At 71.1% G+C, this 18,445-nt stretch carries 16 protein-coding genes; 6 read left to right on the forward strand and 10 right to left on the reverse strand.

Annotated features, from left to right (window positions below):
* Positions 1-139 precede the first annotated feature (139 nt).
* From AB0C30_RS52825 to AB0C30_RS52835, 3 genes are read right to left on the reverse strand one after another with little or no spacing between them, the layout of a single operon-like run.
* Complete coding sequence (locus AB0C30_RS52825) at positions 140-916, reverse strand: ABC transporter permease (protein WP_357958902.1); 777 nt, start codon at positions 914-916, stop codon at positions 140-142.
* The gene (locus tag AB0C30_RS52830) at positions 913-2,454 is read right to left on the reverse strand and encodes an ABC transporter permease subunit (protein ID WP_357958905.1); all 1,542 of its coding nucleotides are present in this window, start codon (positions 2,452-2,454) and stop codon (positions 913-915) included. Before AB0C30_RS52830 ends, AB0C30_RS52825 begins: the two co-directional genes overlap by 4 nt.
* Positions 2,451-3,380 (reverse strand): ATP-binding cassette domain-containing protein, encoded by a 930-nt coding sequence (locus tag AB0C30_RS52835; RefSeq protein WP_357958908.1) that lies wholly within the window; start codon positions 3,378-3,380, stop codon positions 2,451-2,453. Before AB0C30_RS52835 ends, AB0C30_RS52830 begins: the two co-directional genes overlap by 4 nt.
* A gap of 86 nt (positions 3,381-3,466) precedes the next feature.
* Between AB0C30_RS52835 and AB0C30_RS52840 the strand changes: the two genes are divergently transcribed.
* The 3 genes from AB0C30_RS52840 to AB0C30_RS52850 all read left to right on the forward strand — a co-directional run bounded on the left by AB0C30_RS52840 (position 3,467) and on the right by AB0C30_RS52850 (position 6,687).
* Positions 3,467-4,663 (forward strand): HAMP domain-containing sensor histidine kinase, encoded by a 1,197-nt coding sequence (locus AB0C30_RS52840; protein WP_357958910.1) that lies wholly within the window; start codon positions 3,467-3,469, stop codon positions 4,661-4,663.
* Positions 4,664-5,059: 396 nt separating this feature from the next.
* The gene (locus tag AB0C30_RS52845) at positions 5,060-5,638 is read left to right on the forward strand and encodes a hypothetical protein (protein WP_357958913.1); all 579 of its coding nucleotides are present in this window, start codon (positions 5,060-5,062) and stop codon (positions 5,636-5,638) included.
* Between the two features lie 5 nt (positions 5,639-5,643).
* Positions 5,644-6,687, forward strand: coding sequence for a hypothetical protein (locus AB0C30_RS52850; RefSeq protein WP_357958916.1), 1,044 nt, complete (start codon positions 5,644-5,646; stop codon positions 6,685-6,687).
* A 44-nt stretch (positions 6,688-6,731) separates the two neighbouring features.
* On the opposite strand, the gene AB0C30_RS52855 is transcribed toward AB0C30_RS52850, so the two are convergent.
* The 5 genes from AB0C30_RS52855 to AB0C30_RS52875 form a co-directional block, all read right to left on the reverse strand.
* Positions 6,732-7,265 carry a hypothetical protein gene (locus tag AB0C30_RS52855; RefSeq protein ID WP_357958918.1) on the reverse strand — a complete coding sequence of 178 codons (534 nt, stop codon included), beginning with the start codon at positions 7,263-7,265 and terminating at the stop codon, positions 6,732-6,734.
* Positions 7,266-7,559: 294 nt separating this feature from the next.
* Entirely contained in the window at positions 7,560-8,192 is a 633-nt protein-coding gene (locus tag AB0C30_RS52860; protein ID WP_357958920.1) for a TetR/AcrR family transcriptional regulator, read from the reverse strand.
* 22 nt (positions 8,193-8,214) lie between these two features.
* Positions 8,215-9,585 carry an MFS transporter gene (locus tag AB0C30_RS52865; protein WP_357958923.1) on the reverse strand — a complete coding sequence of 457 codons (1,371 nt, stop codon included), beginning with the start codon at positions 9,583-9,585 and terminating at the stop codon, positions 8,215-8,217.
* On the reverse strand, positions 9,582-10,652 hold the full coding sequence (locus tag AB0C30_RS52870; RefSeq protein WP_357958926.1) for a MerR family transcriptional regulator: 1,071 nt from the start codon (positions 10,650-10,652) through the stop codon (positions 9,582-9,584). The genes AB0C30_RS52865 and AB0C30_RS52870 overlap by 4 nt, the downstream gene beginning before the upstream one ends.
* A gap of 178 nt (positions 10,653-10,830) precedes the next feature.
* Positions 10,831-11,844: an alpha/beta hydrolase gene (locus tag AB0C30_RS52875; RefSeq protein ID WP_357958929.1), complete on the reverse strand. Its 1,014-nt coding sequence runs from the start codon at positions 11,842-11,844 to the stop codon at positions 10,831-10,833.
* Between the two features lie 249 nt (positions 11,845-12,093).
* Between AB0C30_RS52875 and AB0C30_RS52880 the strand changes: the two genes are divergently transcribed.
* Positions 12,094-12,312 (forward strand): hypothetical protein, encoded by a 219-nt coding sequence (locus AB0C30_RS52880; RefSeq protein WP_357958932.1) that lies wholly within the window; start codon positions 12,094-12,096, stop codon positions 12,310-12,312.
* An 80-nt stretch (positions 12,313-12,392) separates the two neighbouring features.
* Here AB0C30_RS52880 and AB0C30_RS52885 read toward each other — a convergent pair whose 3' ends face one another.
* Together AB0C30_RS52885 and AB0C30_RS52890 are read right to left on the reverse strand one after the other, a co-directional pair.
* On the reverse strand, positions 12,393-12,833 hold the full coding sequence (locus tag AB0C30_RS52885) for a pyridoxamine 5'-phosphate oxidase family protein (RefSeq protein ID WP_357958934.1): 441 nt from the start codon (positions 12,831-12,833) through the stop codon (positions 12,393-12,395).
* Positions 12,834-12,875: 42 nt separating this feature from the next.
* On the reverse strand, positions 12,876-13,886 hold the full coding sequence (locus tag AB0C30_RS52890) for an NADP-dependent oxidoreductase (RefSeq protein ID WP_357958937.1): 1,011 nt from the start codon (positions 13,884-13,886) through the stop codon (positions 12,876-12,878).
* Positions 13,887-13,987: 101 nt separating this feature from the next.
* On the opposite strand from AB0C30_RS52890, the gene AB0C30_RS52895 reads away from it, so the two are divergent.
* Complete coding sequence (locus AB0C30_RS52895; protein WP_357958939.1) at positions 13,988-17,083, forward strand: BTAD domain-containing putative transcriptional regulator; 3,096 nt, start codon at positions 13,988-13,990, stop codon at positions 17,081-17,083.
* A gap of 65 nt (positions 17,084-17,148) precedes the next feature.
* Positions 17,149-18,048 (forward strand): zinc-binding dehydrogenase, encoded by a 900-nt coding sequence (locus tag AB0C30_RS52900; RefSeq protein WP_357958941.1) that lies wholly within the window; start codon positions 17,149-17,151, stop codon positions 18,046-18,048.
* Positions 18,049-18,445 lie beyond the last annotated feature (397 nt).

The following is an 18,445-nucleotide window of genomic DNA, read 5'->3' on the forward strand; positions in this document are numbered from 1 at the left end:
TCGCCCCGTCCTGAACGTGCCGCTTCCTTGCGGCACATCTCTGTGCTCTTTGGGGCGTTCCACCACGTTCCACGCGGTGTGCGGGCTGGGCGTACGGCGAGGGCCCGAGTCGTGCGGGCGGGTGTCGCTCAGGCGTCGTTCAGGCGTCGCGCAGCCGTAGTGACAGCCCGCCGCCCAGGAGCGCCGCGGCGGCCCAGAGGGCCAGGACGCCGAGTCCCGCCCATGGGCTGAGGGGCAGGGTGGACAGATGGGTGGTCGCCTGGATGGCGAGCCCGGCGTTCATCGGGGACAGCTGCCAGAGGAGTTTCTGCCAGTCCGGGTCGGCGATCATGAAGGGCAGGATCGAGAGGACGTAGAGCAGGCCGAGCACGACCCCGATGGCCGTGGCCGAGTCCCGTACGGCGGCGGCGATGCCGAGGCTGAGCAGCGCGATCAGCGCGAGGTACAGGACCGAGCCGAACGCCGCGCGCAGCATCGGCCCCTCCAACAGGGACAGCATCGGGGTGCCCGGACCGCGGGTGAAGCCGTTCTCGAGCAGGACGCGCCGCCCGAACAGCAGGGACGCGAGCACCGCGACGGTCCCCGCGGCCAGCGTCAGCCCGGTGACGACGGCCGCCTTGGCGGCCAGCACGGTGGCCCGGCGCGGCATCGCCGCCAGGGTGGTGCGGATCATGCCGGTGCTGTACTCGCCGCTGATCGCCAGCACGGCCAGGATGGCGACCATCGCCTGGCCCACCTGGACCCCGAACAGGCTGATCTTGGCCGGGTCGTAGGCGCAGCCCGCCGACGTGCAGGACACGGCGGCGGCCGCCACGACGCTCACGGCGACGGTCAGCGCGACGAGCCCCAACAGCAGCCAGCCGGTGCCGGCCACGGTGCGGAGTTTCGTCCACTCCGCCTGCAGGTGTCGTCTCATGCGTCCCTCCGACGTAGCTGGAAGACGGCCAGGCCGAGCGCGAGCACGGCGTATCCGCAGAGCACGGCGAGCCCGGCCCAGGGTGCCAGCGGGTAGTAGCCGCCCGATGGGGTGTAGTTGCCGAGCACGTGCGCGTACGCCGGAATGCTCTGCTGGATCGCGAAGCCGGCGGCCGGGGTGAGCCGCATCAGCCACTGCGCCGCCCCCGCTGGCAGGACCGAGGCGGTCGCGAGGATGTACGGGACGACGATCAGCACGATGGCGGTGATGACCGCCGCGACGCTGCGCCGGAACAACGTGCCCACGGCCAGGGCGAGGATCGCGGCGGCGGCGAGCAGCACCGCCGTGCCGACGATGACGCGCAGTTCGGTGAACGGCGCCACCGGCAGGACGTAGTTGCCGTTGGCGACCAGGATCCCCTTGCCGAGGGTGACCGCCGCCGTGGCCGCGGCCAGTCCGGCGACGAAGGTGACCGCGCCGATGGCCAGGGCCTTGGCCACGAGCGTCCGGCCGCGCCGCGGGCCGGCGAGCAGGGTGGTGCGGATCAGGCCGCGCCGGTATTCGGTGGTGATGAACATGACCGCCACCACGATCACCACGATGAGCCCGGTCAGCACGCCGGTGAGGGTGTTCTCGATCTGCTGGCCGTCCGAGAGCGGCGCGATGTCGCCGACGCCGGTCACCGTGTACGTGTCGCCGGACTCCTTGAAGCCGCCCGGATGGTGGGCCGACCCGTCGGGGTTCAGGGTGACGCCCACGTCGTCTGGGCGCCACGCGCCACCGGCGGCCGAGCCTTGGAGACTGACCTGGTCGAACGCGGCCGTGGCCTCGGCGAAGCGGGAGGCCGCGCTGGACCCGCCGAAGTCGCCCGGCGTCACCGTCAGGTCGCCTGGGGAGGCGGCGAAGAGCCCGATCTGCACCGTGGCCGGCAACCCGGCCAGGCGCGCGGTGCCGACGCGAGTCCACTGCCTGCCGTCGGTGGACTCGTAGCCGGTGAGGTCCTCACCGGAGCGGGTCAGCCGCAGCCAGCGCGGGGACCGCTGGGAGACGCCGCCGGGCCGGCCGGCCACGTCCTGGGTGAAGTCGTGCTGCATCCGCACCCCGTGCGCGCCGGTGACCATCACCGCCGCGTAGGCGGAGCCCTGCTTCATGCTCTCCTTGATCATGACTCCGGCCTTCGCCCAGGGCACGAGACCGGAGACGACGCGCCGGGTCCCCGGCGTGGGGGTGAGGTCGGGCAGGCGCTTCTGGCCCGTCATCGAGGTCACGCGGGCGGTGATGCTGCCGTCTCCGTCCAGCGTCCGGTGGACGAAGTAGAACTTGTCCTCCACCGCCTCGCCGCCCGGACCCACCGGTACGGCGGGACAGGCGCCGCCGCACGAGGTGTGGCTGCCCGAGGCGGACAGCAGCCCCAGGAGCACGGTGACCAGCGCCGCGCCCGCCATGGCGAGCACCCAGCCACGGACCGTCCGGAACTTGGTCCATTCGGCGCGCAGCAGCCGCGCGAAGCCGGAGCGGTGGGCGGCGGTGGCGCTCATCGTGCCGCCTCCTGCCCCGCGGCGCGGAACTCGACGGCGTCGCGGGTCAGCTCCATGTACGCCTCCTCCAGCGTCGCGCGATGCGCCGACACCTCCGAGAACGGCACCGCGGACCGGTTGAGTACCGCCACGACGTGCTCGCCCGCCAGCCCGGTCACCGTGAGGGTGTCGCGGCCGGTGGCGGCCACGGCGGCGCCGGCGTGTGCCAGCGCCGCCATCGCCTCCGACGGCGCGGTGGTGCGCAGCGCGATCCGGCCGGTGGAGGCGGCGGCGATCAGGCCGGCCACGCTGGTGTCGGCGACGACCCGGCCGCGGCCCACCACCACGAGATGGTCGGCGGTGTCCTCGAGCTCGCTCATCAGATGGCTGGAGACGAGCACGGCCCGGCCCTGGGCGGCCAGCGCCCGCAGGAAGCCGCGCATCCACACGATGCCCTCGGGGTCGAGGCCGTTGGACGGCTCGTCGAGCATGAGCACGGGCGGGTCGCCGAGCAGCGCGGCGGCGATGCCGAGCCGCTGGCGCATGCCCAGGGAGAAACCGCCCGCCCGGCGCCCGGCCGCCGACCCGAGCCCCACCCGCTCGATCACCTCATCGACCCGCCGGGCGCCCAACCCCTGGGAGTGGGCCAGCCACAGCAGGTGGTTGCGGCCGGTGCGGCTGGGCTGCAACGCGGCGGCGTCCAGCAGTGCCCCGACGTGACGCAGCGGGTCGCGCAAGCCCGTGTACGGCCGCCCGCCCACCAGCGCGGTGCCCTCGTCGGCCGCGTCCAGGCCGAGGATCACCCGCATCGTGGTGGACTTACCCGCTCCGTTGGGGCCGACGAAGCCCGTGACCTGCCCCGGCTCCACGGTGAAGGACATCCCGTCCAACGCCATGGTCTGGCCGAACCGCTTACGCAGCCCGGCGACCTCGATGGTTGCTCGCATGGGTTCGGTTCTACGCAAGCCGCCATAACGTGGGCCGAACCGAGGCTGTCATGTCGTTGTTAGGTGCGAAACAGCATGCTGGAGTCATGAGGAAACTGCGGGACGGCACCGTACGGCTGCGCTTCACCGCCCTGTACGGCGCCCTGTTCCTCCTGTCCGGCGTCGGACTGCTGGCCATCACCAACCTGGTGAGCCTGGGGACGCGGGTCACCTCCCCCGTGGGGACGGCGCCGGTCGAGCGGCTCACGCCCGGCGCCGCCCAGGAGCTCATCGCCCGCCTCCAGAGTCAGCTGTCGGAGGTACAGGCGCTCCAATCACGCCGGCTCCTCATCGGCTCGGCGATCGCGCTGGCCGTCATGGCCGTGGTGTCGATCGTGCTGGGCCGGATGGTCGCGGGCCGGGTGCTGCGCCCGTTGCGGACGATCACCGCGGCCACCCGGCGGATCTCCGCCGACAACCTGCACGAGCGGCTGGCCGTGCCGGGCCCGGCCGACGAGGTGAAGGATCTCGCCGACACCATCGACGACCTGCTGGAACGCTTGGAGGGCTCCTTCGCCGCGCAGCGCCGGTTCGTCGCCAACGCCTCCCACGAGCTGCGTACCCCGCTGGCGACCATGCGGGCGTCGCTGGACGTGGCCCTGGCCAAGCCGGAACCCGTACCCGCGCAGACGGTCGCGTTGTCCGAGCGGCTCCGCACCGAGCTCGACCGGGTCGACCGGCTGCTGGAAGGCTTCCTCGTGCTCGCCCGCACCCAGCACGGCGCCCTGGCCGACCGGGCGGAAGTCTCGCTCGGCCGTACGGTGTCCGCGGCCCTGGCCGCCCGAGCCGCCGACATCACCGCCAAGAACCTCACCGTCCACGACGGCGACGTCCACGACAGCGCGTGGACGCAGGGCAGCCGGACGCTCCTGTCCCGCCTGGCCGAGAACGTGATCGACAACGCGATCACCCACAACCACGACGGCGGCTGGATCCGCCTGGCCGCCACGGCCGACGGCGCGACCGCGCTGCTCGTCGTGGAGACGGGCGGGCCGGTCCTCGATCAGGAGCAGGTGGCGCGGCTGGCCCAGCCGTTCGAGCGGCTCGGCACCGACCGGACCGGCTCCGGCGACGGCTCCGGGCTCGGACTGTCGATCGTCGCGGCCATCGCCACCGCGCACGGCGGCGGCCTGGAGCTGCGGGCCCGGCCCGGCGGCGGCCTGCGGGTCACCGTCTCGCTGCCGCCGACGTCCGTGCGGGCGGAGGCCCGGCGTGAAGGTGCCGGTGCTGCGGCATCTGCCTGAGCTTGAGGCAGATCTTCACCCAGGGCCATGACCGCGCTCATGTCCGGCGACTGTTCGGCGACGCGCGGCAAACCGATGAATCATAGATCACTTGCCGCTGTCTTCGTCTCCCCGCCAGATCCGTGGGCGGCAATTCCCACGTAAAGACAACGACAAGAGCTCTCGGACCGGGGACGCCGATGCCGTTGTGAACCAGAGTGCAGGGGCAAATCGGCATAACCACCGTTATTCCTCACACATGGCTCCACGCGGTGAATTTCTAATTTCTGATAGTCGTCATCTGATGACCAAAAGTGTGCCATGTGCCCTCGGGAACGGTTTCCGAAATCTGATCACTGAGGAGAATGTGCTGAGAACGGCCCAGAGAGGGCGGGAAATGCGATGAAGGAGACAGCAGTGCTCAAAAGCCGTCTGGGCCTTCCCCTGATAGGCATCGCCGGAATGATGGCGACCGTGGCGGTGGCCCCGCCCGCACAGGCCGACACCTGTGCCGCGTCCACCACCTGCTCCACCACGGTGACCTTCACCGTGGCCGCCGAGGGCGGGCTGGAGATCACCGTACCCGACACGGCGAACCTCGGTAGCGGCAGCTCGGGAGGCCAGATCAGCGCGCAGCTCGGCTCGGTCACGGTGGCCGACCAGCGCGCCGCGCTCAGCGCCACCTGGGTGGCGTCCGTGGTCGCCGCGGCGGGAGCCTTCACCACGGGCGGCGGCACCGCCGCCGAGACCGTTCCCAACACGGCCGTGCTGTACTGGTCCGGCGCGGCGACCGCTACCACAGGGACCGGGACCTTCGTTCCCGGTCAGGTGAACGCGGCGGCCGCGCAGTCGCTGAGCTCCTCACGCACCGCCTTCAGCAAGACAACCGGCTCCGGCGACAACTCCGCCACCTGGAACCCGACCATCGTGATCAATGTCCCCGACCAAGCGGTGGCGGGCGTCTACACCGGCACGGTGAACCACTCCGTCGCCTAGCCCACATGCCCACTTCACTGTTGCCCCGGCTCGTCCCCGTGACGCTGCTCGCGTACGCGATGCTCAGCGCACCGGCGATCGCGGACTCGAGCCGGGACGCGGCGCGCCCCTCCGGCAAGGACAGCATCGGCATCCGGTTGCTGGAGATCCCCGCCAACCGGATGGACGACCCGCGCGCGCACGCCTTCATCGTCGACCACGTCAATCCCGGCACCACGTTCACCCGGCGCTTCGAGGTGTACAACATCTCGGACAAACCCCAGCACGTGCAGCTGTACACCGCCGGTGCCGGCATCAGCCACGGCCGCTTCACCTTCGAGCCCGAGCGCACGCCGAACGAACTGAGCTCCTGGATCAAGCTCAACCAGGCCGCCACCGACCTGCCTCCGCAGGGCAGGACGTCGGTGAAGGCCACCGTCGGCATTCCCGCATGGGCTCCCAAAGGCGAGCGGTACGCCGTCATCTGGGCACAGATCTCCTCGCCCGGCGCGGGGCAGCAGGAGGGCATCACCCTCGTCAACCGCGTAGGGCTCCGCGCCTACCTCGACGTCGGTCCGGGCGGTGAGCCACCCTCAGACTTCAAGATCGGCGAGATCCTGACCCAGCGGACCGAGGACGGGCAGCCGAAGATCGTGGCCACCATCGCCAACACCGGCGAACGCGCCATCGACCTCGAAGGGAAGCTGTCGCTCACGGACGGGCCGAGTGCTCTGAGCGCGGGCCCCTTCCCGATCGAGCGGGGCACGACCCTGGCGCCCGGCCAGCAGGGGGATGTCTCCGTACATCTGGGACAGGATCTTCCCGACGGGCCGTGGAAGTTCAGCCTCACGCTCAGGAGCGGCCGGATCGACCGGACGGAGACCGGAACGCTCACCTTTCCGAGCAAGGCGGGGTCGTGGGGCCTGGCCGCCGTGTCGGACTCCCCGCTGATACTGATCCTCGTCCTCCCATGCCTCGCGGCCCTCGCCGCCGGGACAGTCCTGATCATCACCTTCCGCCGTCTGCGCGCACGCCGTAAGAGCGCCACCGGAGCTGATTCAAGCAGCTGAGCGGCGATCGGCTCCGGTGCGGCCGGGGGCGTCTGGTCATCGGCTCAGGCGACCGAGTGGCTGATGGTGCCAGTGTAGGTACCGGCCACCGCTTGGGCGGGGACGTCGATCACGATGGTCGGGTTCCAGCTGGCGGAGTTGTTGCCGGCGCCGTTGATCTTGCTGAAGGCCGTGTACACCTCGTCGAGCACCTCCGCGTCGGCGGCGGTGGGCTGGCCGGGCACGAAGGTTCCGGCACCGGTGGTGGCCGTCGCGGGCCCCGACCAGTAGTGGAGCGCGCTCACCGGCACGGTCTCGACGCTCGTACCGCCGCCGGTCGTCAGGGGCGTGCCGTAGACGCTCGCCGTCCAGGTGGCGTTCAGCGCGGCCCGCTGGTCCATGACCGTGACGACGTGGAGCTGCCCGCTGACCTGGTCGCCGGGCTGACCGCTGCCGAGGCTGACCGGCCCGTCGGGCACGCTGATCTCCAGCCCCTCGCCCGCGTTGACAGTGAACGTCACCGTCGTGGAGCAGGTGGTCGACTCCGCACACGTGTCCGCCTGGGCGGAGGTCGCCCAGGCCAGCGCCGTGGTGACCATCGCGGCGGCTGTGCCCGCCCGTATAGCATTAAATCGGCTCATTCCCATGGCCGACCCCCTATCGAATCCGCCCCGCCCCCAGGGCGCCAACATGTCGATCAAATCCTGCTCTGCACGAGACGTCCGGAAACGCCTTCTACAAGCAACTGGCGACTCCTTTGTCATGATCTATTGGCGCTTGGCGGTTATGCTTTACTCGCTCGATAAACAGAACCCGACGGCCCCACTTTCCGCCCGCTAAATGTCGTTATTGGCATTTCTTTAGCGATATGTCCTTTATCGGCATGCCTTTTATCAGTGCGCTTGAGAACGGTCGCCGGACCGCTCTGGGCAGCCGTCGCCCGGCAGGCAGTCCAGCCAAGCGACCAGGCGGGCACCTTGCCGCGTCATGACGTCGGGCTCGCGCAGGGCGTTGGCCAGCAGCGACATGCCCTGATAGGCGCCCACCAGGGTCAGGGCGAGCCCGTCGGGATCAGGCAGCCCGAGGTCGCGGAACTGCCGTTCGACCCAGTCCAGCAGCAGCCGAATGGCCTTGCCCGCCTCCACGTCCAGGCCACCCTCGTCACGTTTGTCCAGCTCGACGGCCAGCGTTCCGGTCGGGCAACCGTAGCGGGCCGCGAGCTCGCGCTGGCTGACCCATGCCTCCACCAGGCCCTTGAGCCGCTCCAGCGGGCCGCCGAGGCTCTCCAGATGTTCGGTGAGCATCCCCAGCTGCCGGACGTGCTCGCTGAGCGCCGCCGAGACCAGCTCGTCCTTGGTCTTGAAGTAGTAGTACACATTGCCCACGGGCACATCGGCGGCGCGGGCGATGTCGGCGATGGTGGTACGTTCCGCGCCCTGCTGGTGCACGACCCGGGCGGCGGCGATCATCAGCCGCTCCCGCTTGGCGGTCGCCGTCTTCACCCGGGAGCCTTTCGAGTCAGTCACCTAACTAACTATAGGCGCCCGGTCAACCGCCTGGTCCTGTGTCAGGCCCTGGGGCGGCGTAGTGCCACAGCCGAGGCGCCGCTCGTACGATCAGGGCGACGGTCGTCACGGTGAGCAGCCCGCCGACGCAGATCGTCACCCGCGGGCCGAACGCCGCCGCGGCGGTCCCGTGCAGCAGATTGGCCAGCTGGGGGCCACCGATGAGGACGACGGTGAGAGATCCCTGGATCCGGCCGCGCATGGCGTCGTCGGTGTACGCCTGGGAGATGGCGTTGCGGAAGGTGCTGAGCACGAAGTTCACCGCACCGCCGAGCAGGAGGGCCGTCAGCGCGAGCCAGAGCCGCGGCGCCAACCCGAGGACGACGACGGTCCCTCCCCAGGCAGCGGCGGCCGATGCCATCAGGGCACCGTGACGGCGGGCGCGCGTGAACGTCCCCGACATCAGCCCGGCCACGAAGACGCCGGCCGGATAGGCGGCGTAGAGCAGACCCAGCTCCACGCCTCCTCCCACGGGTCCGCCGTAGGTGCGCTGCGCCAGTTCCGGAAGAAGCGCTGACGGCATCCCGAAGACCATCGCGGCGAGGTCCACCGCCAGCACGGCCACGAGCACCCGGCTGCTGAGCAGGTAGCAGAACCCGGCGAACGTCTGCCCGAGAATCGACGACCGCCGCACTGTCGAAGCTTTTGAGCCGCCGTAGGGCTTGGCGGCGCCGTACAGCCCGCCCCCCGACACCGGGCGGGCCGGGTCGGGCAGGATCGACGGCAACTTGACCACCGCGTATATGACGGCCAGCAACGCTACAGCGTCGAACAGGTACAGCGTGCCGAGCCCCACCAGCGGAATCAGCACACCCGCCAGGAGCGGCCCCACGACCGATCCGGTGTACCGGGCCAGCGAACTGAGACTGTTGGCCGCCGTCAGCAGCTCGGCGGGCACCAGGCGGGGCACCGCGGCGCCCATAGTCGCCATGATCGCCCCGAAGGCCAGCCCTTGGCACCCCGCCAGCACCAGCAGGACGGCGACGGAGCGATTTCCCAGGCCCGCCTGAGCCCACAAGGCCAGGTAGGTCAGCGCGAGCCCGCAGTGAGCGGCCAGCAGCAGCAACCGCCGGTCAACGAGGTCGGCGAGAGTTCCGGCCCCCAGCGAAGCGACGACCAGAGCACCGAACGACACCACGGCCGCAGCGCCGACGGCCGCGGACGAGCCGGTCATCGTGAACAGCTGTGTCGGCACCGTGACCACGCTGAACGAGCCACCGACCGCGCAAACGGCCGCGGCGACCCACAGCCGCCGAAAGGCGGGGATCGCCAGGGGCCGCCGGTCGATCGTGTACGCGCCGAAGGAACGGACCACCGACGCGCCGCCATGGGAGTGAGGGGCCACGCCGGTCACAGCATCACCACATCGGCCACCACGCAGGCGACGTTGTCCGGTGCCCCAGCGGCGTACACCAGCCTGACCAGCTCGTCGAGAACCTGCTCCGGCCCCTCCATACTGCTCAGGACACCGTGCAGTGCCTCTGCCGAGACGACAGTGGACAGACCATCGGAGCACAACAGATAACGGTCGCCCGCGACAGCCGTATGCAGTGAAAGGTCCGGTTGCGCCCCTCCCTTGCCCATGAGCGCACGGGCCAGCAACGAGCGTTGCGGATGCGAGGCGGCCTCCTCCGGGCTGAGACGGCCCTCGTCGACCAGCCCCTGCACATAGGTGTGATCGTGGGTGATCTGGAAGATCTCACCGTCGCGCAGCAGATACGCCCGCGTGTCACCGATGTGCACCAGCGCCAGCTGGGAGCCCGACCACAGCATCGCGGTCAGCGTCGTGATCGCCTCACCGGACAATGTCGACTCGGCGATGCCCTGAAGGGCCCGATCGGCATGGGTCACCGCATCAGCCAGCGCGCCGAGCAGATCCCCGGCGGGTACGGCCGCCAGCTCCAGCGGCTTGAGGGCCTCGATCGCCGCCGCGCTCGCCAGGTTCCCGCCCGGCCCGGCTCCGTCGGCCACCGCCAGGAGCCGGGTGCCGGCGTACACGGAGTCATCATTGCTCGTACGAACCAGCCCCGACTCCGACCGGGCCGCATAACGGATCCCGATCATCGCTTCCGCGTCCTCCACGGCGCTGCCCCTTCCCGACAGGTAGTCGACGAGGAAGGTGGCCAGCTGCTCGCGTACGGCGGTGGCGGCCATGACCTGCTCCCAATAGCCGGCGACCTGCTCGGCCGCCGCCTCCGGCTCCAGATCGCACACCTGACGGATGCCGGCCAAGGGCATCCCCAGCCGCCTTAACCACACGATCAACCGAGCCCGCTCCAACTGCGCCGGATCATAGAAGCGGTAACCCGACTCCCCGTCCACCGCGGCCGGGCGGAGCAGCCCGAGCTCGTCGTACAGCCGTAATGCCTTCGGCGACAACCGCGCGGCCCGAGCGAACGCCCCGATCGTCAGCAGCCCCATACCCCGCCCTCCTCGCGCCGGCCAGAGCGACCGGCACCACGATGCTGCCCCTTCACCCAAGGGGAAGGTCCACTCCGGGCGCCAAGACTCTCGCTCCCCAAGCCGACAGGCCAACCGGACGCACCCAGGCCGTGCCGGACCGGCGGATGCCTTCGGCGGCCCGGCTCTGGCTGGTCGTTCAGCGGGTGAGCAGGTCTCGGAGGGTCTTGGCGATGTCAGCGGGCGCTTCCTCGGCCATGAAGTGGCCGCAGGTGACGGTTTCATGCCGCAGGTCGGGTGCCCACGCGCGCCACAGGGCGGCCGCGTCGAAGCCGAGGGCGGCGCCCCAGTCCTGCTGGAGGACCGTAACCGGCATCCGCAGCCGATTGCCGGCGTCCCGGTCGGCTTGGTCGTGGATGACGTCGATGCCGGCTGAGGCGCGGTAGTCCGCGACGATCGAGGGCACCGCGGCTCGGCAGGCGTCCAGGTAGGCGGTGCGGACATCGGCGGGGATCGCCTGCGGGTCGTTCGTCCAGATGTCGAGGAAGTGGCCGAAGAAGGCGTCCGGGCTCGCGGCGATCATCTGCTCGGGCAGGCCCGGCGGCTGGGCCATCAGGTAGAGGTGGAAGCCGACGGCGGCGCTGGTGCCGCGCATCACCTGCCACATGTCCAGGGTCGGCAGTACGTCCAGGACGGCCAGGTGGGTGATCACCTCAGGGTGATCGAGTGCGGCGCGGAAGGCGACCAGGGCGCCGCGGTCATGGCCGGCCAGCGCGAAACGCTCATGGCCCAGCGCGCGGGCCAGGGCGACGATGTCGGCGGCCATGGTGCGCTTGGCGTATACGGCGTGCTCGGTCTCAGCGGGATCGGTCTCAGCGTGCTCGGTCTCGATGGGACCAGTTCCGGTGTGGTCGGTCCCTGCCCGGTTGGTCCCGGTGTGGTCGGTCCCAGCGCGGTCCGCCCCAGCCCGGCCCGCCCCGGCCCGGTCGGTCTCGGTGGGCTTGTCGCTGGCGCCGTAACCGCGTAGGTCGGGGCAGATCACGGTGTGGTCGGCCACGAGGTCGGCGGCGACGTGCCGCCACATCAGGTGGGTCTGCGGGAAGCCGTGCAGCAGCACGATGGGCGTGCCCGAGCCCGCGACGGCCACATTCAGGGACACGCCGTCGGCGACGGGCACGCGCTGGTAGTCGAAGCCGGCGATGGCAGGCGTCATGGTTCGGTCCTTTCCGATGGGTGCCTCCAGCCTGCCGGGCGCCGATGAGCATCGGATGAGCGCCTATAAGAAACATCCCTTGAGTTCTTGGAGCCGGCCCGGGGCGCGGTGCCGGTATCGCCACCGGCCCGTTCCCCGGGACCCCGTCAGCGCCCAAGTCGATCGTGCTGCCGACAGACCAGACCGGGTTCCTGGGCTCCGCGGAGCCTCGACGGGCGAGGTGGGTAGCGGCTCACGGTGGCCGGCCCGATGGTCGAACCACCACAGCAGCAGTTCTTCCCCTGCGGGGATCAGGCCGCAGAGCCCTTCTCGTCCAACGATCATGAGGACCCGATGGGAGGAGACGAGGTCGAGCGGGCCCTTGACGAACACCTGCCAGGTGATCCACTCGGTGATCCGGCCGGGGCCGGCTCCCCAGAGGTGACCTCGTACCACCGAGGAGCATCCGTCGGCCCCGACGACGTCTGAGCGGTTCCAGGGCGCCGGTCACGCTCACCATTGTGACTTGGATCGCTTGATGGGGACGGGGGCGAACTCGCCCCCGGATACTAACCGCTGAATTCCTTGCCGAAGTCGTAGGTTCGCCAGCGCTCGGGGCGTACGCGCACGGTGACCATCGTCCGCACGTAGTCCTTGATGCTGTCGAAGAACCGCTCGCCTGCCTCGGGACCGAGATAGCGGATTGACCATTTGCGATACTCGTCGGCGTCGGTCGGCTCCCAGCCCACAACGGTCCCTTCGAGGGAGACGTACTTGTAGGGCATCGCCTCTTGCTGGGCGGTGAATCCGACCTGGCATGTTTCGCGGATCAGGGCCATCTTGGCGCTGTCGAGGCTCGTGGCGAAGGTGAGCTCGCCGCCGGGCTCGTAGCCGTACCAGATGGGTACCGCCATGGGCGGCCGCCCGCCGGAACCGGCGACGCTCAGCACTCCGATGTGCGTGTCGGTGAGGAAGCTCTCCCGCTCAGCCGTGGTCATTTTTGTGGACATGGTCCGTTCCTTGATCTGTTTGTTGGCTGTGGAGGCGGCGTGTCAGAGCTTCACCAGCATCTTGCCGACGTTGCCGCCGCGCATCATGTCCAGGAAGGCGAAGGGGGCGCGGTCGATGCCCTCGGCCACGGTCAGCTCGGTGTGCAGGGAATCGTCAGCCAGCCAGCCGGCCGCCTTGCCGATCCATTCGGGGAACAGGTGGAAGTAGGAGTTGATCAGCATGCCGCGCAGGGTGGCGTCCTTGGCGGCCAGGGCGAACAGGTTGCCCGGGCCGGGGACCGGCTCGGTGGCGTTGTAGGAGCTGATCGCACCCACCATCGCGATCCTGCCCCCGTGCCGCAGCGCGTCGATGGCCGCCACCAGGTGGTCGCCGCCGACGTGGTCGACGTAGACATCGATGCCGTCGGGAGCGGCCTCGGCCAGTTGCTCGGCGAGCGAACCGGCACGGTGGTCGATCGCGGCGTCGTAGCCGAAGTCCTGCACGAGCTTCTTGGCCTTCCGCGGCCCGCCCGCGGAGCCGATCACGCGGGAGGCACCGAGCTTGCGGGCCAGTTGCCCGGCGATGCTGCCCACCGCCCCGGCCGCCGCGGAGACGAGGACCACGTCGCCCTCCCGTACCGGGGCCACCTGGGTCAGGGCCGCGTAGGCGGTCAGCCCGGTGGTGCCCAACGCGCCCAGCCACGCCTCGGCGGGGGCCAGAGACAGGTCGGCGACGGTCACGGCGGCGGCGTCCACCACGGCATACTCGCGCCAGCCTAGGAAATGCACGACGGTCGTCCCCACCGGGATATCGGCCGAGCGCGAGGCCACGACCTCGCCGATCGCCGAACCCTCCATGGGCGCGCCGAGCTGGAACGGCGGCAGGTAGGACTCCCCCTCGTGCATCCGCTCGCGCATGTAGGGATCGACCGACATCCAGGTGTTGCGGACCAGGACCTGGTCCTCGGCCAGCTCGGCCGGCTCGGGCAGTGCGGTGCTGACCAGCTGGAAGTCCTGCGGGCGCGGTTCGCCGGAGGGGCGGGCGACCAGGTGGATCTCACGGTTCACGGTCATGGTGGTGCTCCTCGTTCGTGTGGTGCGTCTCTGCTTCGGGCTCCACTGTGGACAGGGGCGCGCACGATCGGCTGGGGGTTCGCTGCGGGTACCGTGACCTGATGCGATTCGGTGTGCTGGGCCCTCTTTCCGTGTGGAGGGACGACGGGCGGCCCGTGCGGGTCCCCGAGGTGAAGGTCCGGGCGCTGCTCGCCGACCTGCTGGCCCACGAGGGGCGGACGGTGTCCGCCGACCGCCTGGCCGAGGATCTGTGGGGAGACAGCCCACCGGGCAACCCCGTCAACACGCTGCAGACCAAGGTGTCCCAGTTGCGCCGCGCCCTGGAGCAGGCGGAGCCAGGAGGTCGCGAGCTGGTGGCCTTCCAGGCGCCGGGTTATGTCTTGCGCGCCGCCGACGTGGACGCCGCCCGTTTTGTCGCGCTGCTCGGCCGGGCCCGCGCCGCCACTGATCTCCAGGCGAAGGCCGAGCTGCTGACGGACGCGCTGGCGCTGTGGCGTGGTCCCGCCTACGCCGACTTCCGCGATGAGGAATTCGTCCGTACCGCCGCCACCGGTCTGGAGGAGCAGCGCCTGACCGCGCTGGAGGAGCGGGCGGAGGCGCGGCTGGAGCTGGGCGGGCACAGCCTGGTGGCCGACGAGCTGGGCGAGCTGGTGGCCGCACACCCGCTGCGTGAACGCCTGCGCGCCGCGCACCTGCGCGCGCTCTACCGGTCGGGACGGCAGGGGGAAGCGTTGGCCGGGTACGACGACCTGCGGCACCGACTGGCCGACGAGCTGGGCCTCGACCCCGGCCCCGAACTGGCCGCCCTCCACCAGGCGATGCTGCGTCAGGATCCCTCGCTCGCGCCCGCGCGCCCGCGCACGAACCTCCCCGCCCCGCTCACCGAACTGATCGGCCGCGAGCAGGCCGTGGCCGCGGTCGATGCCCTGCTCGGCTCGGCGCGTCTGGTCACGCTGACCGGTCCGGGCGGTGTCGGCAAGACCCGGCTCGCCCTGGCGGTCGCCGACCTCGCTACCGACGCTTTTCCCGACGGAGTGTGGCTGGTCGAGCTGGCGGGGGTGTCGGGCGAGACTGCGACGGTGGCCGAGGTGGTGGCCGCTGAGCTGGACGTCCGCGACGAGACGGCGACGGGTTCGCGTCCCGGCGTACGACCGGCCGGCCTGGCGCACCGGCTCGCCGACGCCCTGCGCGGCCGGCGGCTGCTGCTCGTGCTGGACAACTGCGAGCACGTGGTCGAACCGGTCGCCGACCTGGTGGACCTGCTGCTGCGGGCCGCCCCGGACCTGCGGGTGCTGACGACCAGCCAGGAGTCGCTGGCGATCCCCGGGGAGACGCTGTACGCGGTAGCGCCGCTCGAGCTTCCGGTGCCCGGCGCAGACCCGGGGCAGGCCGGCTCAGTGCAGCTGTTCGTGGCACGAGCCGCGGCCGCCGCGCCCGGGTTCGTCCTGGACGAGATGAGCGCGCCCGCGGTGGCGGCGATCTGCAGGAGGCTGGACGGCCTGCCGCTGGCGCTGGAGCTGGCCGCGGCCCGAGTACGCGCCCTGGGCGTCCGCGGCGTGGCCGATCGGCTGGACGACCGCTTCCACCTGCTCGCCGTCTCTGGCCGGGGACGGCCCGCCCGCCAGCAGACCCTGCGCGCGGTGATCGACTGGAGCTGGGAGCAACTCACCGAGCAACAGCGGCTGATCCTGCTCCGGCTGGCCGTCCACCCGGGCGGCTGCACTCTGGAGGCGGCCGAGGCGGTGTGCGCGGGCCCTGGACTCAACCCTGGAGTGGATGTCGCCGACCTGCTGGATCAGCTGGTGACCAGGTCGATGGTCGAGTCCTCCGGCGGGATCCGCTACCGGCTGCTGGAGTCGATCGCCGCCTACTGTCTCGAACGGCTCGCCGACGGCGACCCCGTCTTCCAGCGCCGCGACCTCTACTACACCGAGCTGGCCGAACAGGCGAGGCCCCACCTGTACGGTCCTAATCAGCGCCAGTGGCTGGACCGCCTGGACACCGAGGCGCCCAACCTGCGGGCCACGCTCGAGCACACCACCGACCACGCGCTGGCACTGCGCCTGGTCGACGCCCTGGGGTGGTACTGGTACCTGCGCGGCAGGCACCGGGAGGGCCGCGCCTCCTTCGCCGCGGCCATGGCGCTGCCCGGCGTGGAATGCGTGCGGACGGCGGCGTGGGAGGCCGGGTTCGCGATGCTGACCGGGGACGGCAGCGATCTGCTGGAGCGCAGCCGTACTGCGGCTCGGGCGCTGGACGCTCGCGACGCACGCTCACGCTGGTTCCTGGCACACGCGCAACTGAGCTTCGGGGACGCCGCCACTGCGGCGGGCCTGCTGACGGAGGCGCTGGCCGGGTTCCGCGCTGTCGGCGACCGCTGGGGCGAGGCGGCGACGTTGGCGGGTCGCGCCAAGCAGGCGATGTTCCAGGGTGACCATGCCCTGGCCGAGCGGTCCGCCGGCGACAGCTTGACGATTTTCGATGACCTGGGCGACGGCTGGGGAAGGCTGCAGGCATCCGACATGCTCGGCTACCTCGCCGAGATCATCGGTGACTACGAGCGGGCCGCCCGCCTGCACCGCGAGGGCCTGCGCATCGCCGAGGACCTGAGGCTGTGGATCGACGCGTCCTACCGGCTGTCCAGCCTCGGCCGGCTCGCCCTGCTGACCGGAGATCTGGACGGATCCTGGGAGCTGCACGAGCGGGGGATGCGCCTGGCGGCCGAGCAGTCCGACCGCTTCGCCGAGGAGTTCGCCCGGGTCGGCCTCGGCCTCGTGGCCCGCCGCGCCGGCGACCTCGAGACGGCGGCGGAGCTCTTCCAGCAGTCGCTGGACTGGAATCGCCGCCTGGCAGCCGACTACGGGGTGCCCTTCTACGGGGTGACGCTGTTGCTGGCCGAGCTCGGCTTCATCGCCGAGCAGCGCGGCGACTGCGCCACGGCCAGGGCACTGCACCTGGAGGGGCTCGCCGCGGCCCGCGAGGCCGGCGATCCGCGCGCCATCGCCCTGGCCCGGGAGGGGCTGGCCGGGGTCGCGGCGGCCGAGGGCGCCCACGAGGAGGCGGCGGCTCTGCTGGGTGAGGCCACCGCGCTCAGGGAGTCGGTGGGCGCGCCCCTACCGCCCGCAGAACGCGGCGACGTCAACCGGATCGCCGCCGCTGTCCGCGCGGCGCTGGGCGAGGAGGCGTCCATGCGCTGACCCGCAGCCGATCGTGCGCGCGTTCCGTCAGGTTCGTATCCGTCACCCTTCGTGGAGGAGTAACGATGCGAGCCCTGATCTACAACCCAGACCTCACCTTCGATGTCGTGCCTGACCCGGCGCCCACGCCCTCCCAGGCGCTGGTCCAGGTGGCGGCCTTCTCGCTCAACTTCGGTGAGATCGCCTACGCAAGCGCGAACGTCCGGCCCGGGTACGTCCCGGGATGGGACGCCGCCGGGGTGGTCGTCCAGGCCGCCGCCGACGGCTCAGGTCCTGCCGCCGGCACCCGCGTGGTCACCTTCGGCTGGTCGGGAGCCTGGGCGGAGCTGCGCGCCGTGGACACCGCTGAGCTGGCCGTCGTTCCCGAGGCCGTCGACCTAGGGCTGGCCGGCGCGCTGCCGGTCGCCGGAGTCGCCGCGCTGCAGGCGGTCCGACGACTCGGCACGCTGACCGGGCGCCGTGTCCTGGTCACCGGGGCATCCGGCGGCGTCGGCCGCTACGCCGTACAGCTCGCCGCCCGTGCGGGAGCGCATGTCGTCGCCTCCGCCGGCAGCCCCGCCCGCGCGGAGGGCCTGCGTGAGCTGGGCGCCGCGGAGATCGTCATCGGTCCGGAGAACCTGGAGGGCCGGGTGTACGGCGTGCTGGACAACGTGGGCGGGCGGCAGCTCACGCAGGCGTTCTATCGGCTGGAGGACGACGGCGTGGTGATGGCCATCGGACGGGCGGCCCGCGAGGCCACGATCATCGACTTCGAGCTGGCGGGCACTCGATCGGCGCGGGGGCGGATCGAGAACTTCAACGTGACCACGCCGTTCGGCGGCGACCTCGCTCACCTCGTCGGGCTGCTGGCGGCCGGCGACCTGGACGCGCAGGTCGGCTGGCGCGGGCCGTGGGACAAGGCGATGGAGGCGGCCGATGCCCTGCTCGCCCGCCGCGTCGCCGGAAAGACGGTGCTCGACGTGTGACGCACCGAGCCGTGCTGGGCGGGGGCCCCGCCCGCAGCGTCCGTGTGAACGGTCGTTTCCAGTTCCGGGCCGGTGAAGGCCTCCGTGATCCGTGGCTCGGCGCCTTTGAGCCCGGGGTCATCGGCGGTGAGCAGGTAGTGCTGGGTCTCATTCAGCCAGATCACCGTGTGCGGGCCGGCCCGCCGCAGGTCGGCGAGGGCGGCTCGGGAGCGGCCGGGATCGATCGGATGCCACCTGGGCAGCGGATCAGGAGGTGGTCCGGAAGGCGTCGGCGTTGCGTGCGCACCAGTCGGCGAAGGTGCGGGGCTTGCGCCCGAGCAGGCGTTCCACGGTGTCGGTGCGGAATCCGGCGGTGTCGGCGCGCATGAGGTGGAACCCCTCGATGATGGCCTCGGCC

The organism is Nonomuraea sp. NPDC048901, from assembly GCF_040649695.1.
Lineage (GTDB): Bacteria > Actinomycetota > Actinomycetes > Streptosporangiales > Streptosporangiaceae > Nonomuraea.